Below are 18750 nucleotides of genomic sequence, written 5' to 3'. Positions count from 1 at the left end.
TTCTCGTCCGCGCGGGACCGTGACGCACTAGGCTGGAACGCAAGTGACGTGTCTGTTCACTGTGAGTGCGCGCGATGGAGTGGCGACGATGAGTCCGGTCTACCCGTTCGACGATGCCGCGACGGCGCGGGTTGTCATCGACGATGCCGGAACTCTGGTGGAGTGGAACGACGGGGCCAGGCGGCTCCTCGGTCACACCGCGGACGAGGTCGTGGGCCGCCCGGCCGTGCGGCTGCTGGCCGGAGGCGACGAGGCGCTGCCCGAGATCGCGGGCGCCCGCTGGGACGGCACGGTCACGTTGCGCCACCGGGACGGGCGGGCCGTGCCCGTGTGGCTGCTGGCCCACCACCGGCGCCCCCGGGACGGCGGCCTGGGCGACTGGCTCGTGGTGACACCGCTGGAGGGCGGCGGGCCCCGCGCATCGGGGGACCCCCTCGCGACCGCGGCGCTGACCCAGTCGCCGTGTGCCATCGCGGTCTACGACGAGCGGCTGCGGCTGAGCCGGGTCAACGACGCGATGGCCGACGTGATCGGGCTGCCCGAGGAGCGCATCCAGGGGCTGCGGATCACCGAGATCGGCGGGAAGACGCAGAGCTCGGAGCTGGAGCAGTACATGCTGCTCGTGCTCACCTCCGGCACCGCCCAGGACTTCCAGATCTACATGCGCACCGGCGGCGAGGACACCGCGCACGCCTGGCTGGCCCGGATGGCGCCGATCACGGATGCCGAGGGCCGGGTGCGGGGCGTGTGTCTGGCCGCGCACGACTTCACCGAGAACTACCTGGCCCGGGAGCGGCTCCAGCTCGTCAACGAGGCGAGTGTGCGCATCGGCACCACCCTCGACGTCACCCGTACGGCCCAGGAGCTCGCGGACGTCTGTGTGCCGGCGCTCGCCGACTTCGTCAGCATCGACCTGGTGGATCCGCAGGAGCACGGCGGCGAGCCCCCGGCGGCGATCACCGCGCCGATCAGACTGCGCCGGGCCGCCCACCAGTCGGTGCAGCAGGGCAGCCCGGAGGCCGTCGCCAAGCCCGGCCAGCTCAACCTGTACCCGGAGCAGTCCCCGCAGGCCGACGCGCTGGTCGCGGGCCGCACCCTCGTCGCCTCGGGCCGGGCCCTGGAACTCTGGCTCTCCTGGGACAGGACCCGCGCCAAGCGCGTCGAGGAGTACGGCATCCACTCCTCGATGGCCGTCCCGATCCAGGCCCGCGGCGTCACCCTCGGTGTGGCGGTCCTCACCCGGTACCGGCGCCTCGACCCGTTCACCGACGACGACGTCCTGCTGGCCGAGGAGGTCACGGCCCGCGCCGCGGTCTGCATCGACAACGCCCGCCGCTTCTCCCGCGAGCGCGAGACCGCGCTGGCCCTCCAGCGCAGCCTGCTCCCCCTCAAACTCCCGCGCACGGCCGCCCTGGAAGCGGCCTCGCGCTATCTGCCGGCGGCGCGTGCCGGGGTCGGCGGCGACTGGTTCGACGTGATCCCGCTGTCCGGGATGCGGGTCGCCATGGTCGTCGGGGACGTCGTCGGCCACGGCATCCAGGCCTCCGCCACGATGGGCCGGCTGCGCACGGCGGTCCGCACCCTCGCCGACATCGACCTGGCCCCCGACGAACTGCTGACCCACCTCGACGACCTCGTCGTACGGCTGTCCGCGGAGGCCGGCGGCGAGGGCAGCCCGGGCGAGGTCGGCGCGACCTGTCTGTACGCGGTGTACGACCCGGTGTCCCGCCGCTGCACGCTGGCCCGCGCCGGACATCCGCCGCCGGTCATGATCCGTCCGGGCGGCCCGCCCGAGCCCGTCGACCTGCCCGCGGGACCGCCGCTGGGCCTGGGCGGGCTGCCCTTCGAGTCGGCCGAGTTCGAGCTGCCCGAGGGCACCGTGCTCGCGCTGTACACCGACGGGCTGGTCGAGAACCGCGACCGGGACCTCGACGACAGTCAACGGCTGCTGTTCGACGCCCTGTACACCCCCTCGGACTCCCTGGACGAGACCTGCGACCGGATCCTGCACGCCGTGCTCCCGCCGGGCGGCGCGGCCGACGACGTAGCGCTGCTACTGGCCCGCACCCAGGGGCTGCCCGCCGAGCAGGTGTCGACCTGGGACATCCCGGCCGACCCGTCCCTCGTCGCCCCGATCCGCAAGCAGGTCGTGGAGCAGCTGGACACCTGGAACATGAGCGAGGCCGGGTTCACGGCCGAGCTGGTGGTGAGCGAGCTGGTCACCAACGCCATCCGCTACGGCGCGCACCCCATCCGGCTCCGGCTGATCCATGACGCGACCACGCTGATCTGCGAGGTCTCCGACACCAACCACACGGCCCCGCACCTGCGCCGCGCCAAGACCTGGGACGAGGGCGGGCGCGGGCTGCTGCTGGTCGCGCAGCTCACCCAGCGCTGGGGCAGCCGGCACACGGCCGACGGCAAGACGATCTGGGCGGAGCTGTCCCTCTTCGACGAGATCTGAGCCGGAGCAAGAGCGGCAGGTCGGCTCAGGAGAGGTCGGTAAGCCAGGGCCTGACCTGGCGGCGGGCCTCGTGCAGCCGGGACTTGAGGGTGCCGAGCGGGATGCCGATCCGCTCGGCGATGTCGGCGTACTCCAGGTTGCAGATGTCCCGGTAGACCAGCGGCGCGACGAGGTGCGGCTGTTCCCGCTCAAGGCGCTCCAGCGCCTCCAGGAGGTCGATCTTCGACCCGGCGATCACACTCGTGGTGCGCGGGTCGACATGCTGTGACACGTCGATCTCGGCCGGCTGCTCGGCGGCCCGCCGCTTCAGCTCGCGGTACTTCTGCCGGGAGCCGTTGGCGACCACCGTGTAGAGCCAGGTGCTGAAGAGGCTCCGGCCCTCGAACGTGCCGATCTTCCGGGCGACCTGCATCAGTACGTCCTGCGCCGCTTCCTCGGCGTCCTCCCGGCACGGCAGGAACCGCCCGCACCGCCTCAGGACCTCGGGTCCGATCGACCGCAGCAGCTCGTCCAGGGCAACCGGATCACCGGCCGCGGCCCGCCGCGCCAGTTCCTCGGTCCGCACCGTGTCCCGCACTGGATCCACTCCTCCGCCTCGATCTACGAGCAGGCATGATAGTCCCATGCACTTCGTCGAACAGATCGGCCGCTACAGACTCGAACGCCGCCTGGGCACCGGCGCGTTCGGCACGGTCTGGCTCGCGCACGACGACGTGCTCGAAGCGCCGGTGGCCGTGAAGGTCCTCGCCGACAACTGGGCGCACCGCCTCGACATCGTCGACCGCTTCCTCACCGAGGCCCGGCTGCTGCGCAGGGCCGACTCCAACCGGGTGGTACAGGTCTACGACATCGGTGAACTGCCCGACGGGCGCCCGTACTTCGTCATGGAGTACGCCGACGCCGGCACCCTCGCCGATCTGCTCACCGCGGGTCCGCTGCCCATGTCCGAGGCCCTGCGGCTGACCGCGCTGGCCGCCCGGGGCGCCGCCGCGCTGCACAAGGCGGGCATCGTCCACCGGGACATCAAGCCGTCGAACGTGCTGCTGCGCACCACCCCGGACGGCACCGGCCGTGTCCTCCTCGCCGACCTGGGCCTGGCCAAGAGCCTGGCGCACGGCTCGGGCCTCACCCTGGCCGCGGGTTCGGCGGGCTACCAGCCGCCGGAGCAGGCGCAGCCCGGCTCGGGCATCGACGAGCGCGCCGACGTGTACAGCCTGGGCGCGGTCGGCTACGAGCTGGTCACCGGCACGGTCCCGGGGGCGCCCGGGCAGGTCGTACGGCCGGACCGGCTGCGGCAGGACGTGTCCCCCGATGTCCAGCGGGCCCTGCTCCGCGCGCTGGAACCGGACCGGGAGCGGCGCTGGCCGACGGCGCGGGCGTTCGCGGAGGAGCTGGAGCGGCTGGCCGCCGAGATCCCGGTGCACAAGCCGCACAGCCGCCACCGGAGCATCGCGCTCATGACGGGGCTGTTCGTCGTGGTGGCCGCCGGGGCGGGCGCCGCGGTGCTGAACCTGCCGTCGTCGTCCGGGAGTTCCGAGCTGGAGGTCAAGGACAGCACCGGCCGGGTGGTGGCCGAGGTGCCCGACGCCTGGGGCCGTCAGCTGCGCGACGCGGGCTGGAATCCGCAGGCGCTCGGTCTGGAGTCCGGGCACGAGCCGGGGCTGGCCGTCGCCGACGACCTGTCGAAGTGGCCGGACCTCTCGGCCGACGTGAACGGCGTGTTCATCGGCCTGAGCGAGCACGGCAGCGTGACGACCGAGGTCGACGCCATCGCCCACTCCGGCTGCCACTACGACGGAAGCCGCGCCTACTCCAGCGCCACCTGGCGCGGCACGATCCGCACCTGGAGCGACTGCTCGGGCGGCACGGGCACCCTCTCGGAGACCGCGCTCCGCATGGTCGGCGGCGCGGCGCAGCCCCAGGTCTACGTGCAGATCCGGCAGCACAGCGGTGACGCGACCGCGCGCATACTCCGCTCGCTGCGGGTCACCTGATCACTGTCGAAGAAAATCCGGTGCCCCCGAACTTTTCGGCGCACACCCGCATCGGACCCCTATGACAGCGCGCGAGGCGCTGTGCGGTGAACTTCCAGGAGTGTTGAAGATGGCGAACACGTCCCAGTCCCTGCGCCGGGCGGCCCTGCTCGTGAGCGCGATCGCCGTCCTGGGTCTGACGACGACGGCCTGCGGCAACGGCAGCGGCACCGTGAGCAGCCCGCAGACCGAGTCGGGTACGGCCGCGCCCGCCGGCGGCGACCCCTCGGCCGACGGGTCCGGCACCCCGGCTTCCGCATCGAGCGGCACCGACACCGGCACCGCGACCGGTTCGGACTCGACCTCCACCTCGTCGGGTTCCTCCACTTCCACGTCCTCCTCCACCGGTTCCGGCACCACCGCGAGCAGCACCCGGTGCCACACCTCCGAGCTGCGGGCCACGGTGGGCGCCAACGACCCGGGCGCCGGGCAGGAGAACTTCCCGATCGTCCTCACCAACGCGTCGGGCCGTACCTGCACGGTCCGCGGCTATCCCGGCGCCGCGTTCCTGAACGCGTCCGGCACGCAGCTGGGCGACGACCCGCAGCGCGAGTCCGGCAGCGCCGCCACCACGGTCACGCTGAAGCCGGGGCAGAGCGCCTGGGCGGGTCTGACCTTCTCCAACCCGGAGATCAGCGGCGCGAAGACGGCGACCCCCAGCTTGCTGGCGGTGACCCCGCCCGACGAGCAGGACACACTGCACGTGAAGTGGACGGCGGGCGCGGTGCCCGTGTCGGGCAACTCGTCCTCGGTGCGGCTGACGGTGTTCAGCGCGGGTACGGGTTCCTGATCACGGGTTGCGCGCCGCGGCCTGGTTACATGGGGCGGGCACCACGTCCCGCGTCCCGGAGGACCGTCCCCTGAACACCCCGCTCGCCGAAACCCTCTCCGTCGTCCTGCTCGTCGCCGTTCTCGTGTGGGCCGTCGTCCGTCCCTTCGGGTGGCCGGAGGCGGTGATGGCGGTCCCAGCCGCCGGGGTCGCCGTGGCCACCGGGGCGATCTCGCTCGACCACGCGCGGGCGGAGGCCGAGCAGCTCGGGCCGGTGGTCGGGTTCCTCGCCGCGGTCCTCGTGCTGGCCCACTTCTGCGATGTGGAGGGGCTGTTCAGGGCCTGCGGCGCGTGGATGGCGGAGTGGGCGAAGGGCAGCCCGAGCCGGCTGCTGACGGCGGTGTTCGCGCTGGCCTCGCTGATCACGGCCGTGCTGAGTCTGGACGCCACCATCGTGCTGCTGACGCCGGTCGTGTTCGCGACGGCGTCCCGGATGGGGGTGCGTCCCAAGCCGCACGTCTACGCGTGCACGCACCTCTCGAACACCGCCTCCCTGCTGCTGCCGGTCTCCAACCTGACGAACCTCCTCGCGTTCGCGGCGAGCGGCCTGAGCTTCACCCGGTTCGCGGGGCTGATGGTGCTGCCCTGGCTGGTCGCGATCGGCGCCGAGTACCTGGTGTTCCGGAGGTTCTTCGCCCGCGACCTCGCGGCGGCGGCGCCCTCGCCGGTGTCCGGCGACAAGCCCGAGCTGCCGGTGTTCGCGCTGGCGACCGTCGCCTGCACCCTCGCCGGGTTCGTGCTGACCTCCGCGATCGGCATCGATCCGGCGTGGGCCGCGCTGGCGGGCGCGCTCGTCCTCGCCGGCCGGGCACTGCTGCGGCGGCAGGCGACCCCGCTCACCGTCGTACGGGCCGCCGCGCCGTCCTTCCTCGCGTTCGTGCTGGCGCTCGGGATCGTGGTGCGGGCGGTGGTGGACAACGGGCTCTCGGACGCGCTCGGGCACATCCTGCCCGGCGGGACCGGGATCGCGGCCCTGCTCGGGATCGCCGCGCTGGCCGCCGTACTGGCGAATCTCATCAACAACCTGCCGGCGGTACTGGTCCTGCTGCCGCTCACCGCGCAGTCCGGGCCCGGGGCCGTGCTCGCGGTGCTGCTCGGGGTGAACATCGGGCCGAACCTGACCTACGCCGGTTCGCTCGCGACGCTGCTGTGGCGGCGGATCGTGCATCAGCACGAACACGGCGTGGATCTCCGGGAGTTCACGAAGCTGGGGCTGCTCGCCGTGCCGTCGGCGCTCGTCCCGGCGGTGGTGGCACTGTGGGTGTCGCTCCAGGTTCTCTGACACCGAGGGAGGCCGAATGCGTGTGATCGCCTGGCTGGTCGAGGGCACATGGCCCGCCTGTGTGGACGCCGTACGGACGCATGCGCCGGAGGCGGACGAGGTGGTGCTGCTGCATGTGAGCGGGCCGGATGTGCCCGGTGTCGCGCACGGGGCGTTCGCCGGGCTGCTCGGCCGGGGTGGTCCGCAGCGTGATCCCGGGACCCGGCTGGAGGATCTCGGCAGTACCTCGGCGGCGGAGCTGCTGGACGCGGCGGCCGAGCGGTTCGGGCGGCCATGCACCCGGGTGGAGCGGGCCGGCCGGGTCGAGCGGGAGGTGGTGGCCGCCGCCGGGGACGCCGATCTGCTGGTGCTGGCCCGGGACGGCGACCGGGCCCGGCTGGGCCCGCACAGTCTCGGGCCCGCCGTCCGGTTCGCCGTCGATCACGCGCCCTGTCCGGTGCTGCTGGTGTGGCCGGAGGCGGCGCCGGGCATCGCGACCCTGCCGCCTCCGCCACCGCCGCACCACTGAGGTTCAGCGGCCGCCGTGGTCCCCGCCGCCGGACCCGCCGCCGCTGTAACCGCCGCCTCCGGACCAGCCGCCGCCCTGGCCGCTCCCCTCGCAGTACGACGGGTAGTAGTCGCAGTAGTCCATGGTCGGGGCCGAGGTCGTCGGCGTGGACTGCGGGGTCGACGCGCTCGGCGTCGGGGTGGGCGTGGCCGTCGAGGTCTTCGAGGGTGTCGGGGCGGCCTTCTTCGTCGTGGGGGCCGGCGAATCGGTGCTGTCGGTGTCCCAGTTGACGACCTGCATCTGCGGGTCGGCCTTCGAGGTGTCGAAGACCCAGCGCTGCGCCGAGCCGTCCGCCCGGTTCTTCAGGACGAGCGCGCCGCCGCCGTCGGTGGAGGCGGGTGTCAGGGCCAGGTCCTGGTTCCAGCGGGGTACGAGGATGCCCTGGAGCGTGAAGTCGTAGCGGATGTTCTTCGCGGTCGCCGAGGACGTGCCCGTGCAGGGGGCGAGCTGTACCTCGAAGGCGAGGTGCGAGTCGAGGCAGAGGCCGGGGTCGGCGGTGCTGCGCAGCTGGCCGTCGGTCTCGTACGACCACTGCTGGCCGGCCGCCGAGGAGCAGGTCTGTAGTTCGGCCTCGGTGCCCTGGAGGGGCTTGTTGCCGGCGACGCCGATGCAGAGGCCGGACTCGACGTTGTGCAGCCGGCCGCTGAGCGTGCCCTGGGTGGTGTCGTTCTTGCCGACCCAGGAGGGGTCGGCGGATTCCTTGCCCGTGCCGGAGGCGCCGGCGGCCTGGTTCTCGGTGGTGGTCTTGTCGCCGCCGGAGCCGCCGATGGACCACAGGACGAGCGGGAGGACGACCAGTCCGCTCACGGTCAGCACGGCCACGGCGAGGTTGCGGCGGCGGACGCGGCGGGCCGCCTTGTGGGCCGATCTGAGTTCGCCGCGCCGCGGGCCGGGGTGCACCGCGAGTTCGGTCGAGGCGGACGGCACCTCGGCGGGCAGCACGCGGCTGCCGGCCCTGACCTCCAGATAGGCCCGCGCGCCCCAGCCGAGCACCGCTTCGGCCAGCGCGATGCCGAGTCCGGCGTTGAACTGGTTCAACTGGTCGGCGGTGTAACGGCAGTGCTTGCACAGGCTGAGGTGCATGGCGAGGTCCGGGTCGACCTCGGCGCCGCCGCGCCGGAAGGTGACGTCCAGCAGCCGGATGTAGCGCTGGCACTCGTCGTCCTGCGCGAGTTCACGGTGGACCTGGAGGCACTCCTCGCGCAACCGGCCGCGGGCGCGCCCGAGTTCGATGTCCGCGCCCTCCTCGTCGAGGCCCAGCAGTCCGGCGGGTATCGAGAAGGGTTCGGACTCGACCTCGATGTGCCACAGCAGCGTGCGGGCCGACTGGGGCAGCCGCTGGAACGCCCGGGAGAGCAGGCGCCGTTCGGGCACTGGCAGCAGCCGGGCCGCGACGCGGTCACCGCCGCCGCCCGCCCAGCGCAGATCGGGGTGGAGCATTTCCTGCCGGTGGTCGGCGACCCATTCGGCGGCGATACGGCGCACGGTGACCAGCACCTGGGGGCGCCAGGCCGCGGTCGGTCCGGACTGCCGCAGGGATTCCCCGAAGAGCCGGGTGAAAGCGGCCGTGGTGAGCATTCCGGCGTGGTGCGGTCCGTCGGTGCACAACTGGGCATAGGCGAAGGCCGCTTCCCAGTGCCGGTCCAGCAGTTCGCCGACGGGTTGCAGCGCGGGCGTCGTCCCCGTCCACTTCTTCAGCTCGGCGCTGAGCTGCTCGTCGGTCACTTCGAAGTGGTGAGCGGAAGTCGGGGAATTCGAGGGACCTGCGTCCTTCACGGCTGCATTCCTCCAGGTGAAACGCGGAATACGGTCCATACCGGCGGGTATGCGACCCTGCCGACAGGCCGACAAGGTCCGCCCGTCCGATTGATGGCATCCCGAACGTCCGCCTGGGGCAGCTCTTTTGAAGCAAGGGGGGTGACGTACGGGAGCGGCCTCGAGCGCGCGGAGGGGAATCATCTATGTGCCCGCGCGCCGACAGGCACACCTTTGCACAGGTCAGCGAAGCGGAACAAGGTCTGCCTCGGTTTTGTGCTTTGCGTACGGGCCCACGTAAATTGACGATTCGTCAAACGGGTCCGTTATGGGATTGCCACCGTATCCACACGGGAAATCCAGAAACCATTGGCCCGAGACCGTCCGGCGTACCCTGCGCGCCGGACGCGGGGACGGCCTCCTTCCGGTTTTCCCAGGTCATGTTCAGGCGGCCCGGCCCATTGTCCGACGAGCCGGGGAGGCCACGGGAGTTGACGACTTCCACGACATCACCGACGAGGGAGTTCACGGCCAACCAATAGGCACGCGCCCGGCCTCCTGACACTGTGGTGGTGACATCACATCGAGGAGGTCCCGTATGACGGCCACGGACTTCGGCGCGTTCGAGGAGGACGGGTTCACGGTCGCGCGCGGATTGTTCGAGTACGACGAAATCGACCGGCTCTGTGCGGAGTTCACCGCGCTGCACGCGGCCGGTCCGGTGCCCGGGCACTTCGAACCGCGCGTTTCCGACGATCCCCTCCGGACCCACCCGAGGGTGATGCACCCGCACGAGATCAACGAAGTCGCCCTGCGCTTCCTCCTGGACCCGCGCCTGCGGAGCGTCCTGGAACGCCTGTTCGGCGAGGAGGTGCTGGCCGCGCAGAGCATGTTCTACTTCAAGCCGCCGGGGGCGCGCGGCCAGGCGCTGCACCAGGACAACTTCTATCTGCGGACCGAGCCGGGCACCTGTGTGGCCGCCTGGATCGCCTGCGACGAGATCGACCGGAACAACGGCGGCCTGGAGGTCGTGCCCGGTACTCACCGCATGGACGTGTTCTGCCCGGAGGAGGCGGACGCCGGGGTGTCCTTCGCGCGCGAGTACGTGCCACCGCCGCCGGGGCTCACGGCCGTACCGGTCGACATGGCGCCCGGGGACGTCCTGTTCTTCAACGGCAGCCTGGTGCACGGCTCGCAGCCCAATCGCAGCGCGGACCGCTTCCGCCGCTCGTTCATCGGGCACTACGTGGGCCGCTCGGCCGACCGCGTCGGGAGTTTCTACCGCACGATCTCGATGAGCGGTGAGCGGGTGCCGTTGGCGGAGAGCGTCGGGGCGGGGCCGTGCGGCACGGAGTTCGTGCCGCACGGCCCACACTGACGGATCGTCAAGACGCCCTGGCGCAAGCCCTGTCGGGACGCGTCAGGAGTGGCCGCTGATCGCGTGCGGAGCATAGGGCTGCTCCAGCTCCTCCAACTCCTTGTCGCTCAGCTCCAGTTCGACGGCGGCCACGGCGTCCTCGATGTGCTGCGGCTTGCCCGCGCCCACGATCGGCGCGGCCACCGTGCTCTGGTGCAGCAGCCAGGCCAGGGCGACCTGGGCGCGCGGGACGCCCCGGTCGCCGGCGATACGGGTGACCGCCTCGACGATGGCGCGGTCGCCGTCCTGGTAGAGGCGGTTGCCGAAGGTGTCGGTGCTGCTGCGCTCGGTGGTGGTGCCCCAGTCCCGGGTGAGCCGGCCACGCGCCAGCGGGCTCCAGGGGAGTACACCTACGCCCTGGTCCGCGCAGAGCGGCAGCATCTCGCGCTCCTCCTCGCGGTAGAGGAGGTTGTAGTGGTTCTGCATGGAGACGAACTTGGTCCAGCCGTGCCGCTCGGCGATGTGCTGGTGCTTGGCGAACTGCCAGGCGTACATCGAACTCGCCCCGATGTAGCGGACCTTGCCCGCCTTCACCAGGTCGTGCAGCGCCTCCATCGTCTCCTCGACCGGGGTGTGCGGGTCGGCACGGTGGATCTGGTAGAGGTCGACGTAGTCGGTGCCGAGCCGTTCGAGACTGTGGTCGATCTCCGTCATGATCGCCTTGCGGGACAGGCCGCTGCCGTTCGGCCCGTCATGCATCCGGCCGTGCACCTTCGTCGCCAGGACGACCTCGTCACGGCGGGCGAAGTCCTTCAGCGCCCTGCCGGTGATCTCCTCGCTGGTGCCGTCGGAGTAGACGTTGGCCGTGTCGAAGAAGTTGATCCCGGCGTCCAGCGCCTGCCGGATCAGCGGGCGCGAGGCCTCCTCGTCGAGGGTCCACTCGTGGGTGCCGCGGTCCGGGAGGCCGTAGGTCATGCAGCCCAGGGAGATCCGCGAGACGTCCAGGCCGGTCGAACCGAGCTTCACGTACTGCATCGTTGCTGCTCCTGCCTTCGAGTTCGGTACCGGTTTGGAGCGTACGACTTCGTGAGTACTCGAAGTCGCGCATGTGCACGCACCCTTGACGAGTGGCGTGGCCGGGCGCTTTGATCCTGGACGTGCCCGCGCGTGCGGCGCGGTACGCAGAGGTGCGCCCAGCCGGTAGCGGACAGGTTCCAAGCCCGGCCACAGTCGCCAGGACCGCGGCTCCATCCGGTCCGAGGCGGGGTCGTACCCGCGATCGATGGAGCGGACATGCCCGTCAGGGGTGTCTCCCGCGTCGGAGGTCTCGGGACGGCCGCTGTCCTGAGCGGCGCCGTCGCGACCGCGGTGGTCCTGACCTCGTGCGGAACGTCGACCAGTTCGGCGCCGGAACAGCCGTCGCGCGCGGCGCCTTCGGAGAGCCCGTCGCGTCCGGCTCCCTCGGAGAGCCGGTCCCGCGCGGCGCCGTCGAAAAGCGCCACGCCTTCGGCGAGCGCCTCTCGTTCGGCGCCCGGCACAGTTCAACTCCCGCCCCTCCACGCCGACTTCGACTACCAGATCGGCGGCGCCTATCCCCCGCCCGCCGGCGTCCGGATCGTCAGCCGCGACCGTACGGCGGCGCCCGCGCCCGGCCTCTACAACATCTGCTACGTCAACGCCTTCCAGGCCCAGCCGGACGAGCGCGCCTCCTGGCCCGCCGACCTGCTGCTGCGCGACGCGGACGGCGAGGTGGTCGTCGACGAGGACTGGGGCGAGGCACTCCTCGACATCGGTACGGCGGCGAAGCGGCAGCGGGTGGCGGCGCGGGTCGGCCGGTGGATCGACGGCTGCGCGGCCAAGGGCTTCGACGCGATCGAGCCGGACAACTACGACAGTTACACCCGCTCCCAGCACCTCCTGACGGCGAACGACGCGACCGCCTTCATCACCCTGCTCTCCCGGCACGCGCACGCCCGGCACCTGGCCATCGCCCAGAAAAACACCGTGGAGTTGGCCGGGCTCAGGAAGAAGACCGGCCTCGACTTCGCGATCGCGGAGGAGTGCGCCGAGTACGACGAGTGCGGGGAGTACGCCAAGGCCTTCGACGACCGGGTCATCGTCATCGAGTACTCCGACTCCGGTCTGCGCAAGGCCCGTTCGGGCTTCGCGGGGAGGCTCAGCATCGTGCGCCGGGATCTGGACGTGTCGACGCCCGGCAGCGCCGACTACGTCCGCAAGGTGCGGTGAGGAGGCCGTGATGGGGAACGGGATGTCACGCCGTGGGCTGCTGCTCGGGGCGGCCGCCATCGGTGCCGCGAGCGGATGTGCGGGCGGTGCCTCCGACGGGGTCGGTTCGGACGGCCGGGTGACCGTGGAGCTGTGGCACGGGCAGACCGACACCGGACGCAAGGCGGTGGAGGCGTTGGTCGACGAGTTCAACCGGACCCATCCGAAGATCCGCGTGGACCCGGGCGGCGGTGGGGTGTTGGCCGACGCGATGCTCCAGAAGGTGACCGCCGCGCTGGCCGCCGGCTCCTACCCGGACATCGCCTACATCTTCGGTTCGGACCTGGCGAGCGTGGCACGCAGCCCGCGGGTCGTCGACCTGACGTCCGCGATGCGCGACGGGCCGACGCCGTGGGACACGTTCTGGAAGCCGGTGCGGGACGCGGTCACCGTCAACGGGCGGGTGCGGGCCGCGCCCGCGGTGCTCGACTCGCTGGCCGTCGTCTACAACAAGAAGCTGTTCCGGCAGGCCGGGCTCGACTACCCGGAGCCTGGCTGGAGTTGGGAGCAATTCACCGACACCGCACGGCGGTTGACCGACCACGACCGGGGCGTCTTCGGCACCGGCTGGCCGGCCGTCGGCGACGAGGACACGGTGTGGCGGCTGTGGCCCATGCTGTGGGATCTCGGCGGCGAGGTCGTCGCACCCGACGGCAAACACATCGGCTTCGCCGACCAGGGCGTCCGCGCCCTTCGCACCCTCGCCCAACTCGGCCACGACAAAAGCGCGTACCTCGACACCAAGCCCGGCAGCGAGCAGCTCTACCAGGTGTTCCTCAACAGCCGCATGGCCATGGTCGCGACCGGTCCCTGGCAGTTGCCCGACATCATCACCGCGAAGATCGACTACGGGGTCGTGCCGCTGCCGACGTACAGCGGGCACGCGGTCACCATCTCCGGGCCCGACACGTGGACGGTCTTCGACAACGGTTCGGCCCGGTCCCGGGCGGCCGTGGAGTTCGTGAAGTGGATGAACTCGCCTGTCCACGACGTCCGTTGGGACATCTCGGCGGGCGGTCTGCCGTTGAGCACGGGTACCGCCGCACGGCCGGAGTGGCGGGAGCACAGCGCTCGTACGGTCGGGCTCGACGTCTTCACCGACACCCTGCGCTCGGCCCGTGTCCGGCCCGTCCACGCCGCGTATCCGCAGATCTCGCAGGCGTTGGGCGAGGCGATCGTCTCCGTGCTGCTCGGCCGGGACTCCCCCGAGAAGGCGCTCCGTTCCTGCGCCGACAAGGCCGACGCGGCCCTGCTGATCCCCAGGTGACTTCCCCCTTCCGGGAGACCCCGATGTCCACACTGCCCCGCGCCCTCACCCTTCCCGCGCAACCCGCCGCCGCCCAGGCCGCGCGCCGTCGCGCCCGTCAAGAGCGGTCCACCGCCTGGGCGTTCATCGGACCCTCGGTCGTGGTGATCCTCGGGCTGAGTGTCGTGCCCGTCGTCTGGTCGCTGCTGCTGTCGTTCCGCGCCGACGACCTGGTCACGCCCGGCCGCTGGGTCGGTCTCGACAACTACCGGGCCCTCGCGCAGGACCCCAACTTCCGTACGGCGGTGGGCAATACGCTGCTGTACGCGGCCCTGTACGTGCCGCTCAGCCTGGTCGGCGGGCTGGCGCTGGCATTGGCGCTCAACCGCCGGATCCGGCTCATCGGCCTGTACCGCACGCTGGTGTTCATCCCGTTCGTGGTGTCGGCGACCGCGCAGGGCGTGCTGTTCTCCTTCATCCTCGACCCGGAGTTCGGCGTCGCCAACGCGCTGCTGCACCAACTCGGCGTCTCCGCGCAGGGGTTCCTCGCCGACCCGGACCAGGCGCTGTATCTGCTGGTGCTGATCTCGCTGTGGAGCGGGGTGGGTTTCTGTGTCGTGGTGTACCTGGCCGCGCTCCAGGACGTACCGCCCGAACTCGTCGAGGCGGCCCGCATCGACGGCGCCGGCCGGGCACAGGTGCTGCGCCATGTGACGCTGCCCGCGCTCACACCGGTCACGGTGTTCCTGCTGCTGTGGCAGTTCATCACCTCGCTCCAGGTGTTCGACCTGATCTACGTGACGACGAAGGGCGGTCCGCTCGGCTCGACCACGGTGATCGTGTACTTCGTCTGGCAGCAGGCCTTCCAGATGTTCACCGCGGGCTACGGCGCCGCGTCCGCGTACGTCCTCGCGGTGGCCCTGCTGGTCGCGGGCGGCGCGCTGCGGGTCGTAAGGCGGCGGCAGGGCCGTACGGAAGGAGGTCTGCGATGAGCGCGCGGCGGGTGAGTGCGTGGCATCTGGTGCTGGCCCCGCTGGCGTTGTGCTTCGCGCTGCCGTTCGTATGGCTGCTGCTCAGCTCGGTGATGACGAACGCGGAGATCAACCGCTTCCCACCCGCCTTGTGGCCCAAGGGAGTTGACCTGGGCGGCTACCGCTATGTGCTGGGCAACGCGATGTTCCCGCGCTGGTTCGCGAACTCGCTGATCGTGGCGTCGGTGGCGGTGGTGTCGAATCTGCTGCTGGGGTCGCTCGGCGGGTACGCGTTCGCGCGGATGCGGTTCGCCGGATCGCGGCTGGTGCTGGGGCTGATGCTGGCGACGATGGTCGTGCCGTTCCAGCTGACGATGATCCCGACGTTCCTGGTGATGAAGTGGTTCGGGCTGATCGACTCGTTGGGCGCGCTGATCCTGCCGTCGCTGGTGACGCCGTTCGCGGTGTTCCTGTTCCGGCAGTTCTTCCTGGCGCTGCCGAGGGAGATGGAGGAGGCCGCCTGGATCGACGGGTGTTCGCGGCTGCGGGTGCTGTTCTCGATCGTCATGCCGCTGGCCCGGCCGGCCCTCGCCACGGTCGCCGTCCTCACCTTCCTGTCCACCTGGAACGACCTGTCGTGGCCGCTGATCGCGATCAACCACGACACGCAGTACACCCTCCAGTTGGGCCTGACGACCTTTCAGGGACAGCACCACACCAAGTGGTCGGCGGTGATGGCGGGCAACGTCATCACGGTGGTGCCGGTGCTGGTGGCGTTCCTGCTGGCGCAGAAGACGTTCATCCAGTCGCTGACGTCGAGCGGGCTCAAGGGATGAGCAGCACACTTCACCTCGGCTTCGCTGAAAGGAACTTGATGACAGACGGCAGCGCTGTGAAGGTGGCCTTCATCGGCGCCGGCAGTGTGGTGTTCACGCAGGGCCTGCTCGCCGACCTGTTCGCGTTCCCCGAACTCGCCCACGCGCGGATCGCGTTGCACGACATCGACCCGGAACGGCTCGCGACGGCGGAGGGCGCGGCCCGCCACATCGCCCGAGTACGCGGCGCCACACCGGAGATCACCGCGAACCTGGACCGCCGGTCAGCCCTCGCGGACGCCGACTTCGTCGTCAACATCGTCCAGGTCGGCATGAACGAGGCCACCCGCACCGACTTCGCGGTCCCCACCCGCTACGGCCTGCGCCAGACGATCGCCGACACCCTCGGCATCGGGGGCATCTTCCGCGCGCTGCGCACCTTCCCGGTACTCCGGTCACTGGCCGAGGACATGGCCCAACTCTGCCCGGACGCCCACCTGTTGAACTACACCAACCCGATGGCGATGAACCTCCTCTACCTGAGCCGCATCGCCCCCGCCCTCAGGGCGACGGGTCTGTGCCACTCGGTGTACTGGACGATGCACGACCTGTCCCAGCTCGTGGGCGTCCCCTTCGAGGAGGTCTCCTACCTGGCCGCGGGCGTCAACCACCAGGCCTGGGTGCTGCGTTTCGAGCGGGCGGGCCAGAGCCTGTACCCGCTCCTCGACGACACGATCGAGAAGGACCCCGAACTGCTGCGCCGGGTCCGCGTGGACATGTACCGCCGCCTCGGCCACTACCCCACCGAGACCAGCGAGCACTCCGCCGAGTACGTGCCCTGGTATCTGCACCACCCCGAGGAGATCGAGCGGCTGCGGCTGCCGGTCGGCGCGTACCTGGAGATCATCGAGGAGAACACCGCGAGCTACGAACGCACCCGCGAGGCCCTCGCGGCAGGCACCCCGCTCCCCGTCGAGGGCACGCTGGAGTACGCCCCGCAGATCATCCACAGCATCGTCACGGGCACGCCCCGCACGGTCTACGGCAACGTCCCCAACCGGGGCCTCATCGACAACCTCCCCGCCGACTCTGTCGTCGAAGTCCCGTGCCTGGTCGACGCGTTGGGTGTCCAGCCGACCCGGATCGGCGCCCTGCCCCCGCAGTGCGCGGCCCTCAACAGCGCGTACGTCTCGGTCACCGACCTGGTGGTCCGCGCGGCCACGGACGGCGACCCGCGCCACATCCGGCACGCGGCGATGGCCGACCCGGCGACGGCGGCGGCCCTGCCGGTCGAACGGATCTGGGACCTCTGCGACGACCTCGTACAGGCGCACGGAGAGCTGCTGCAACCCGAGCTGCGGGAGCTGCTGGGCCACTGACGGGCGTCCGGGCGAGGCGTGACCGCCCTCGGCCACCGGGCGTGGGACCGGGGCCCGGAGCAACCCGGCGTCGCTCCCCCGGCATCCGGCGTCGCACGACCGTCCCCGGCCGACCGACGAGGGCCCGGAGCCGTGAGCGACACCGCGCCGGTCACGGCCGTCCGGCGTTGGTGTGACCGCCCCCGGCCGCCCGGCGTGGGAGCGGCCGGGCGGCCGCCGGGGGCGCGCATCCTCGGTGCGGACGACCGGCGCCCGGCCGGTCGTGCCGTACGGGAGGAACGCGGTGCCGAGACGTTCGACCAGCCTGAGGATTCTGATGGGGGCGGTCCTGTTGCCGCTCGCCCTGGTGTCGCCCGCGTGGGGCGGCACGGACCCGGCGCCGGCCCCGCCCGAGCCGCCGTCGACCCTGTGCGCGCCCGCGGGCACCCTGCACGGCGCGCGCGGCCAGCACGCCGTCGTCAGCCTCTGCGCGGGCAGCGGCACCCCGACCATGGCGGTCTCGGCTCCCGCGACCTGCGGACAGCTCAGGGCGACCGTCCGGTACACGTGCCGCACTTCGGGCACCTGGACCGCCGCGCGCGACGGCGGGACGGTCGCGTCCGGCAAGCTTCCGGGGTCGGGCGAGTACCCGGGCCCGGGGACGTACGACTTCACGGCCACCGTGCGCGTCCGCTCCGCGCCCGAGGGCGTGGACCTGCAAGGCACCGTCCACGCCACGCTGACCCTGACCGCGCCCAGGCCGAGGGCCACGCACGGCATCGAGGTCGACCGGAACACGCTGCGGCCCAACTCGGTGACCACGCTGACGTACACGGTCCAGCGGCACAGCGTCGAGGGCGACGGCAGCGCGCGGTTCGGGCTGATCGCGGAGGAGGGCACGGGGGCGGAGCTGACCACGTCCGACGCCCGTTGCGTGAATCCGCTGATCGGCCGCCACCCGTCGAAGGACCGGCTCCCGCACGCCCTGGACTGCGCGCTCACCGATCTCCAGCCCGGCCACCCGGACACCGTGGTGGTCCGTGTCGCGCTCAAATCCCGTTGTTCCACTGTGGTTTCGAAGCTGGGCTACTGGATGCCGCAGGGTCAGGCGCTGTACACCGGGGGCATGCTGGCGGGACCGACCGTGACCTGCGGCTGACTGCTAGAGCAGGTCCAGCGCCCGCTCCCAGCCGAACTCCGGCCGCCCGCCGTCCTCTTGGACCTCGCCGGAGTAGGGATCACCGAAGCGGACGCCCATCCCGCGCAGTCGTTCCAGGCTCGCCCGATACGCGGGATGGGCGGCCAACGCGTCGCCCACGCAAGGGAGTACGACGGTCGGGACGCCCAGGCCGTGCATCTCGCACAGGGTGCCGAGCGCGAGCGTGTCCGCCGTACCGGCCGCCCATTTGTTGATCGTGTTGAAGGTGGCGGGTGCGACGATCACAGCGTCCGGGGGCGGGAAGGGGCGCGGATCACCGGGGGTACGCCATGCCGACCGTATCGGGCGCCCGGTCTGCGCCTCGACGGCGGCCGTGTCGAAGAAGCCGCCCATCGCGACCGGGGTCGCTATGACCCCGACCTCCCAGTCCAACTCCTGTGCGGCGGCGATCAGTTGGCCGACGTCCGCGGCGATCCCGGCGGCGCAGACGACGACGTAGAGGAAGGGCTTGGAGTCCTGTTTCCGGCGATGACGACCTGCGCTGTTTCCGTCCGCTGTGCTGCCACCCGCTCTGCCGCCGCTCGCTGTGCTGCCATGAGATCACCCATTTCTTGGTCGCTGACCTAGAGTCTTCGGGTGCAGTAAACT

At 71.4% G+C, this 18750-nt stretch carries 15 protein-coding genes and 1 pseudogene; 12 read left to right on the top strand and 4 right to left on the bottom strand.

The genetic code is table 11. The annotated features are described in order from the left end of the window. The first annotated feature begins 88 nt into the window (after positions 1 to 88). A complete protein-coding gene (locus ACNFOC_RS23650) occupies positions 89 to 2464 on the top strand; it encodes a SpoIIE family protein phosphatase (RefSeq protein WP_416961101.1) in 2376 nt (791 codons plus the stop codon). A 25-nt stretch (positions 2465 to 2489) separates the two neighbouring features. Here ACNFOC_RS23650 and ACNFOC_RS23645 read toward each other — a convergent pair whose 3' ends face one another. Further along, positions 2490 to 3041 (bottom strand): RNA polymerase sigma factor, encoded by a 552-nt coding sequence (locus tag ACNFOC_RS23645; RefSeq protein WP_416961100.1) that lies wholly within the window; start codon positions 3039 to 3041, stop codon positions 2490 to 2492. 46 nt (positions 3042 to 3087) lie between these two features. On the opposite strand from ACNFOC_RS23645, the gene ACNFOC_RS23640 reads away from it, so the two are divergent. The 4 genes from ACNFOC_RS23640 to ACNFOC_RS23625 all read left to right on the top strand — a co-directional run bounded on the left by ACNFOC_RS23640 (position 3088) and on the right by ACNFOC_RS23625 (position 7116). Then, positions 3088 to 4458: a serine/threonine-protein kinase gene (locus tag ACNFOC_RS23640; RefSeq protein ID WP_416961099.1), complete on the top strand. Its 1371-nt coding sequence runs from the start codon at positions 3088 to 3090 to the stop codon at positions 4456 to 4458. A 109-nt stretch (positions 4459 to 4567) separates the two neighbouring features. Then, on the top strand, positions 4568 to 5287 hold the full coding sequence (locus tag ACNFOC_RS23635; protein WP_416961098.1) for a DUF4232 domain-containing protein: 720 nt from the start codon (positions 4568 to 4570) through the stop codon (positions 5285 to 5287). 7 nt (positions 5288 to 5294) lie between these two features. Then, positions 5295 to 6608, top strand: coding sequence for an SLC13 family permease (locus ACNFOC_RS23630; RefSeq protein WP_416961097.1), 1314 nt, complete (start codon positions 5295 to 5297; stop codon positions 6606 to 6608). Positions 6609 to 6624: 16 nt separating this feature from the next. Next, on the top strand, positions 6625 to 7116 hold the full coding sequence (locus ACNFOC_RS23625; protein WP_416961096.1) for a universal stress protein: 492 nt from the start codon (positions 6625 to 6627) through the stop codon (positions 7114 to 7116). Between the two features lie 3 nt (positions 7117 to 7119). Here ACNFOC_RS23625 and ACNFOC_RS23620 read toward each other — a convergent pair whose 3' ends face one another. Then, positions 7120 to 8931 (bottom strand): ricin-type beta-trefoil lectin domain protein, encoded by a 1812-nt coding sequence (locus ACNFOC_RS23620; protein ID WP_416961095.1) that lies wholly within the window; start codon positions 8929 to 8931, stop codon positions 7120 to 7122. A 577-nt stretch (positions 8932 to 9508) separates the two neighbouring features. On the opposite strand from ACNFOC_RS23620, the gene ACNFOC_RS23615 reads away from it, so the two are divergent. Further along, positions 9509 to 10288, top strand: a complete 780-nt coding sequence (locus tag ACNFOC_RS23615) for a phytanoyl-CoA dioxygenase family protein (protein ID WP_416961094.1) — start codon at positions 9509 to 9511, stop codon at positions 10286 to 10288. 42 nt (positions 10289 to 10330) lie between these two features. On the opposite strand, the gene ACNFOC_RS23610 is transcribed toward ACNFOC_RS23615, so the two are convergent. After that, positions 10331 to 11302, bottom strand: coding sequence for an aldo/keto reductase (locus ACNFOC_RS23610; RefSeq protein WP_416961093.1), 972 nt, complete (start codon positions 11300 to 11302; stop codon positions 10331 to 10333). A 258-nt stretch (positions 11303 to 11560) separates the two neighbouring features. On the opposite strand from ACNFOC_RS23610, the gene ACNFOC_RS23605 reads away from it, so the two are divergent. The 6 genes from ACNFOC_RS23605 to ACNFOC_RS23580 all read left to right on the top strand — a co-directional run bounded on the left by ACNFOC_RS23605 (position 11561) and on the right by ACNFOC_RS23580 (position 18102). Then, positions 11561 to 12514 carry an endo alpha-1,4 polygalactosaminidase gene (locus ACNFOC_RS23605; RefSeq protein ID WP_416961092.1) on the top strand — a complete coding sequence of 318 codons (954 nt, stop codon included), beginning with the start codon at positions 11561 to 11563 and terminating at the stop codon, positions 12512 to 12514. 10 nt (positions 12515 to 12524) lie between these two features. Beyond that, positions 12525 to 13820, top strand: a complete 1296-nt coding sequence (locus tag ACNFOC_RS23600) for an ABC transporter substrate-binding protein (protein ID WP_416961091.1) — start codon at positions 12525 to 12527, stop codon at positions 13818 to 13820. 23 nt (positions 13821 to 13843) lie between these two features. Next, on the top strand, positions 13844 to 14791 hold the full coding sequence (locus ACNFOC_RS23595; protein WP_416961090.1) for a carbohydrate ABC transporter permease: 948 nt from the start codon (positions 13844 to 13846) through the stop codon (positions 14789 to 14791). Next, positions 14788 to 15606, top strand: a complete 819-nt coding sequence (locus ACNFOC_RS23590; RefSeq protein WP_416961089.1) for a carbohydrate ABC transporter permease — start codon at positions 14788 to 14790, stop codon at positions 15604 to 15606. Before ACNFOC_RS23595 ends, ACNFOC_RS23590 begins: the two co-directional genes overlap by 4 nt. Positions 15607 to 15644: 38 nt before the next feature. Further along, positions 15645 to 16964, top strand: coding sequence for an alpha-glucosidase/alpha-galactosidase (locus tag ACNFOC_RS23585; RefSeq protein ID WP_416961088.1), 1320 nt, complete (start codon positions 15645 to 15647; stop codon positions 16962 to 16964). 283 nt (positions 16965 to 17247) lie between these two features. Continuing rightward, entirely contained in the window at positions 17248 to 18102 is an 855-nt protein-coding gene (locus tag ACNFOC_RS23580) for a hypothetical protein (RefSeq protein ID WP_416961087.1), read from the top strand. A 3-nt stretch (positions 18103 to 18105) separates the two neighbouring features. On the opposite strand, the pseudogene ACNFOC_RS23575 reads toward ACNFOC_RS23580, so the two are convergent. Further along, positions 18106 to 18618: pseudogene (locus ACNFOC_RS23575) on the bottom strand (flavoprotein); the annotation flags it as partial. Positions 18619 to 18750 lie beyond the last annotated feature (132 nt).

This window comes from Streptomyces colwelliae (assembly GCF_048158785.1).
In the GTDB taxonomy this organism is placed as follows: domain Bacteria; phylum Actinomycetota; class Actinomycetes; order Streptomycetales; family Streptomycetaceae; genus Streptomyces.
Note: the sequence above shows the minus strand (reverse complement) of the source record. Positions and strands in the feature narration are given on the sequence as shown.

Excerpts from the sequence above, each read along its gene's own strand:
- ACNFOC_RS23650 (WP_416961101.1), top strand. The coding sequence starts at position 89 with ATGAGTCCGGTCTACCCGTTCGACGATGCCGCGACGGCGCGGGTTGTC.
- ACNFOC_RS23640 (WP_416961099.1), top strand. The coding sequence starts at position 3,088 with ATGCACTTCGTCGAACAGATCGGCCGCTACAGACTCGAACGCCGCCTG.
- ACNFOC_RS23635 (WP_416961098.1), top strand. The coding sequence starts at position 4,568 with ATGGCGAACACGTCCCAGTCCCTGCGCCGGGCGGCCCTGCTCGTGAGC.
- ACNFOC_RS23625 (WP_416961096.1), top strand. The coding sequence starts at position 6,625 with ATGCGTGTGATCGCCTGGCTGGTCGAGGGCACATGGCCCGCCTGTGTG.
- ACNFOC_RS23615 (WP_416961094.1), top strand. The coding sequence starts at position 9,509 with ATGACGGCCACGGACTTCGGCGCGTTCGAGGAGGACGGGTTCACGGTC.
- ACNFOC_RS23610 (WP_416961093.1), bottom strand. The coding sequence starts at position 11,302 with ATGCAGTACGTGAAGCTCGGTTCGACCGGCCTGGACGTCTCGCGGATC.
- ACNFOC_RS23605 (WP_416961092.1), top strand. The coding sequence starts at position 11,561 with ATGCCCGTCAGGGGTGTCTCCCGCGTCGGAGGTCTCGGGACGGCCGCT.
- ACNFOC_RS23600 (WP_416961091.1), top strand. The coding sequence starts at position 12,525 with ATGGGGAACGGGATGTCACGCCGTGGGCTGCTGCTCGGGGCGGCCGCC.
- ACNFOC_RS23595 (WP_416961090.1), top strand. The coding sequence starts at position 13,844 with ATGTCCACACTGCCCCGCGCCCTCACCCTTCCCGCGCAACCCGCCGCC.
- ACNFOC_RS23590 (WP_416961089.1), top strand. The coding sequence starts at position 14,788 with ATGAGCGCGCGGCGGGTGAGTGCGTGGCATCTGGTGCTGGCCCCGCTG.
- ACNFOC_RS23585 (WP_416961088.1), top strand. The coding sequence starts at position 15,645 with ATGACAGACGGCAGCGCTGTGAAGGTGGCCTTCATCGGCGCCGGCAGT.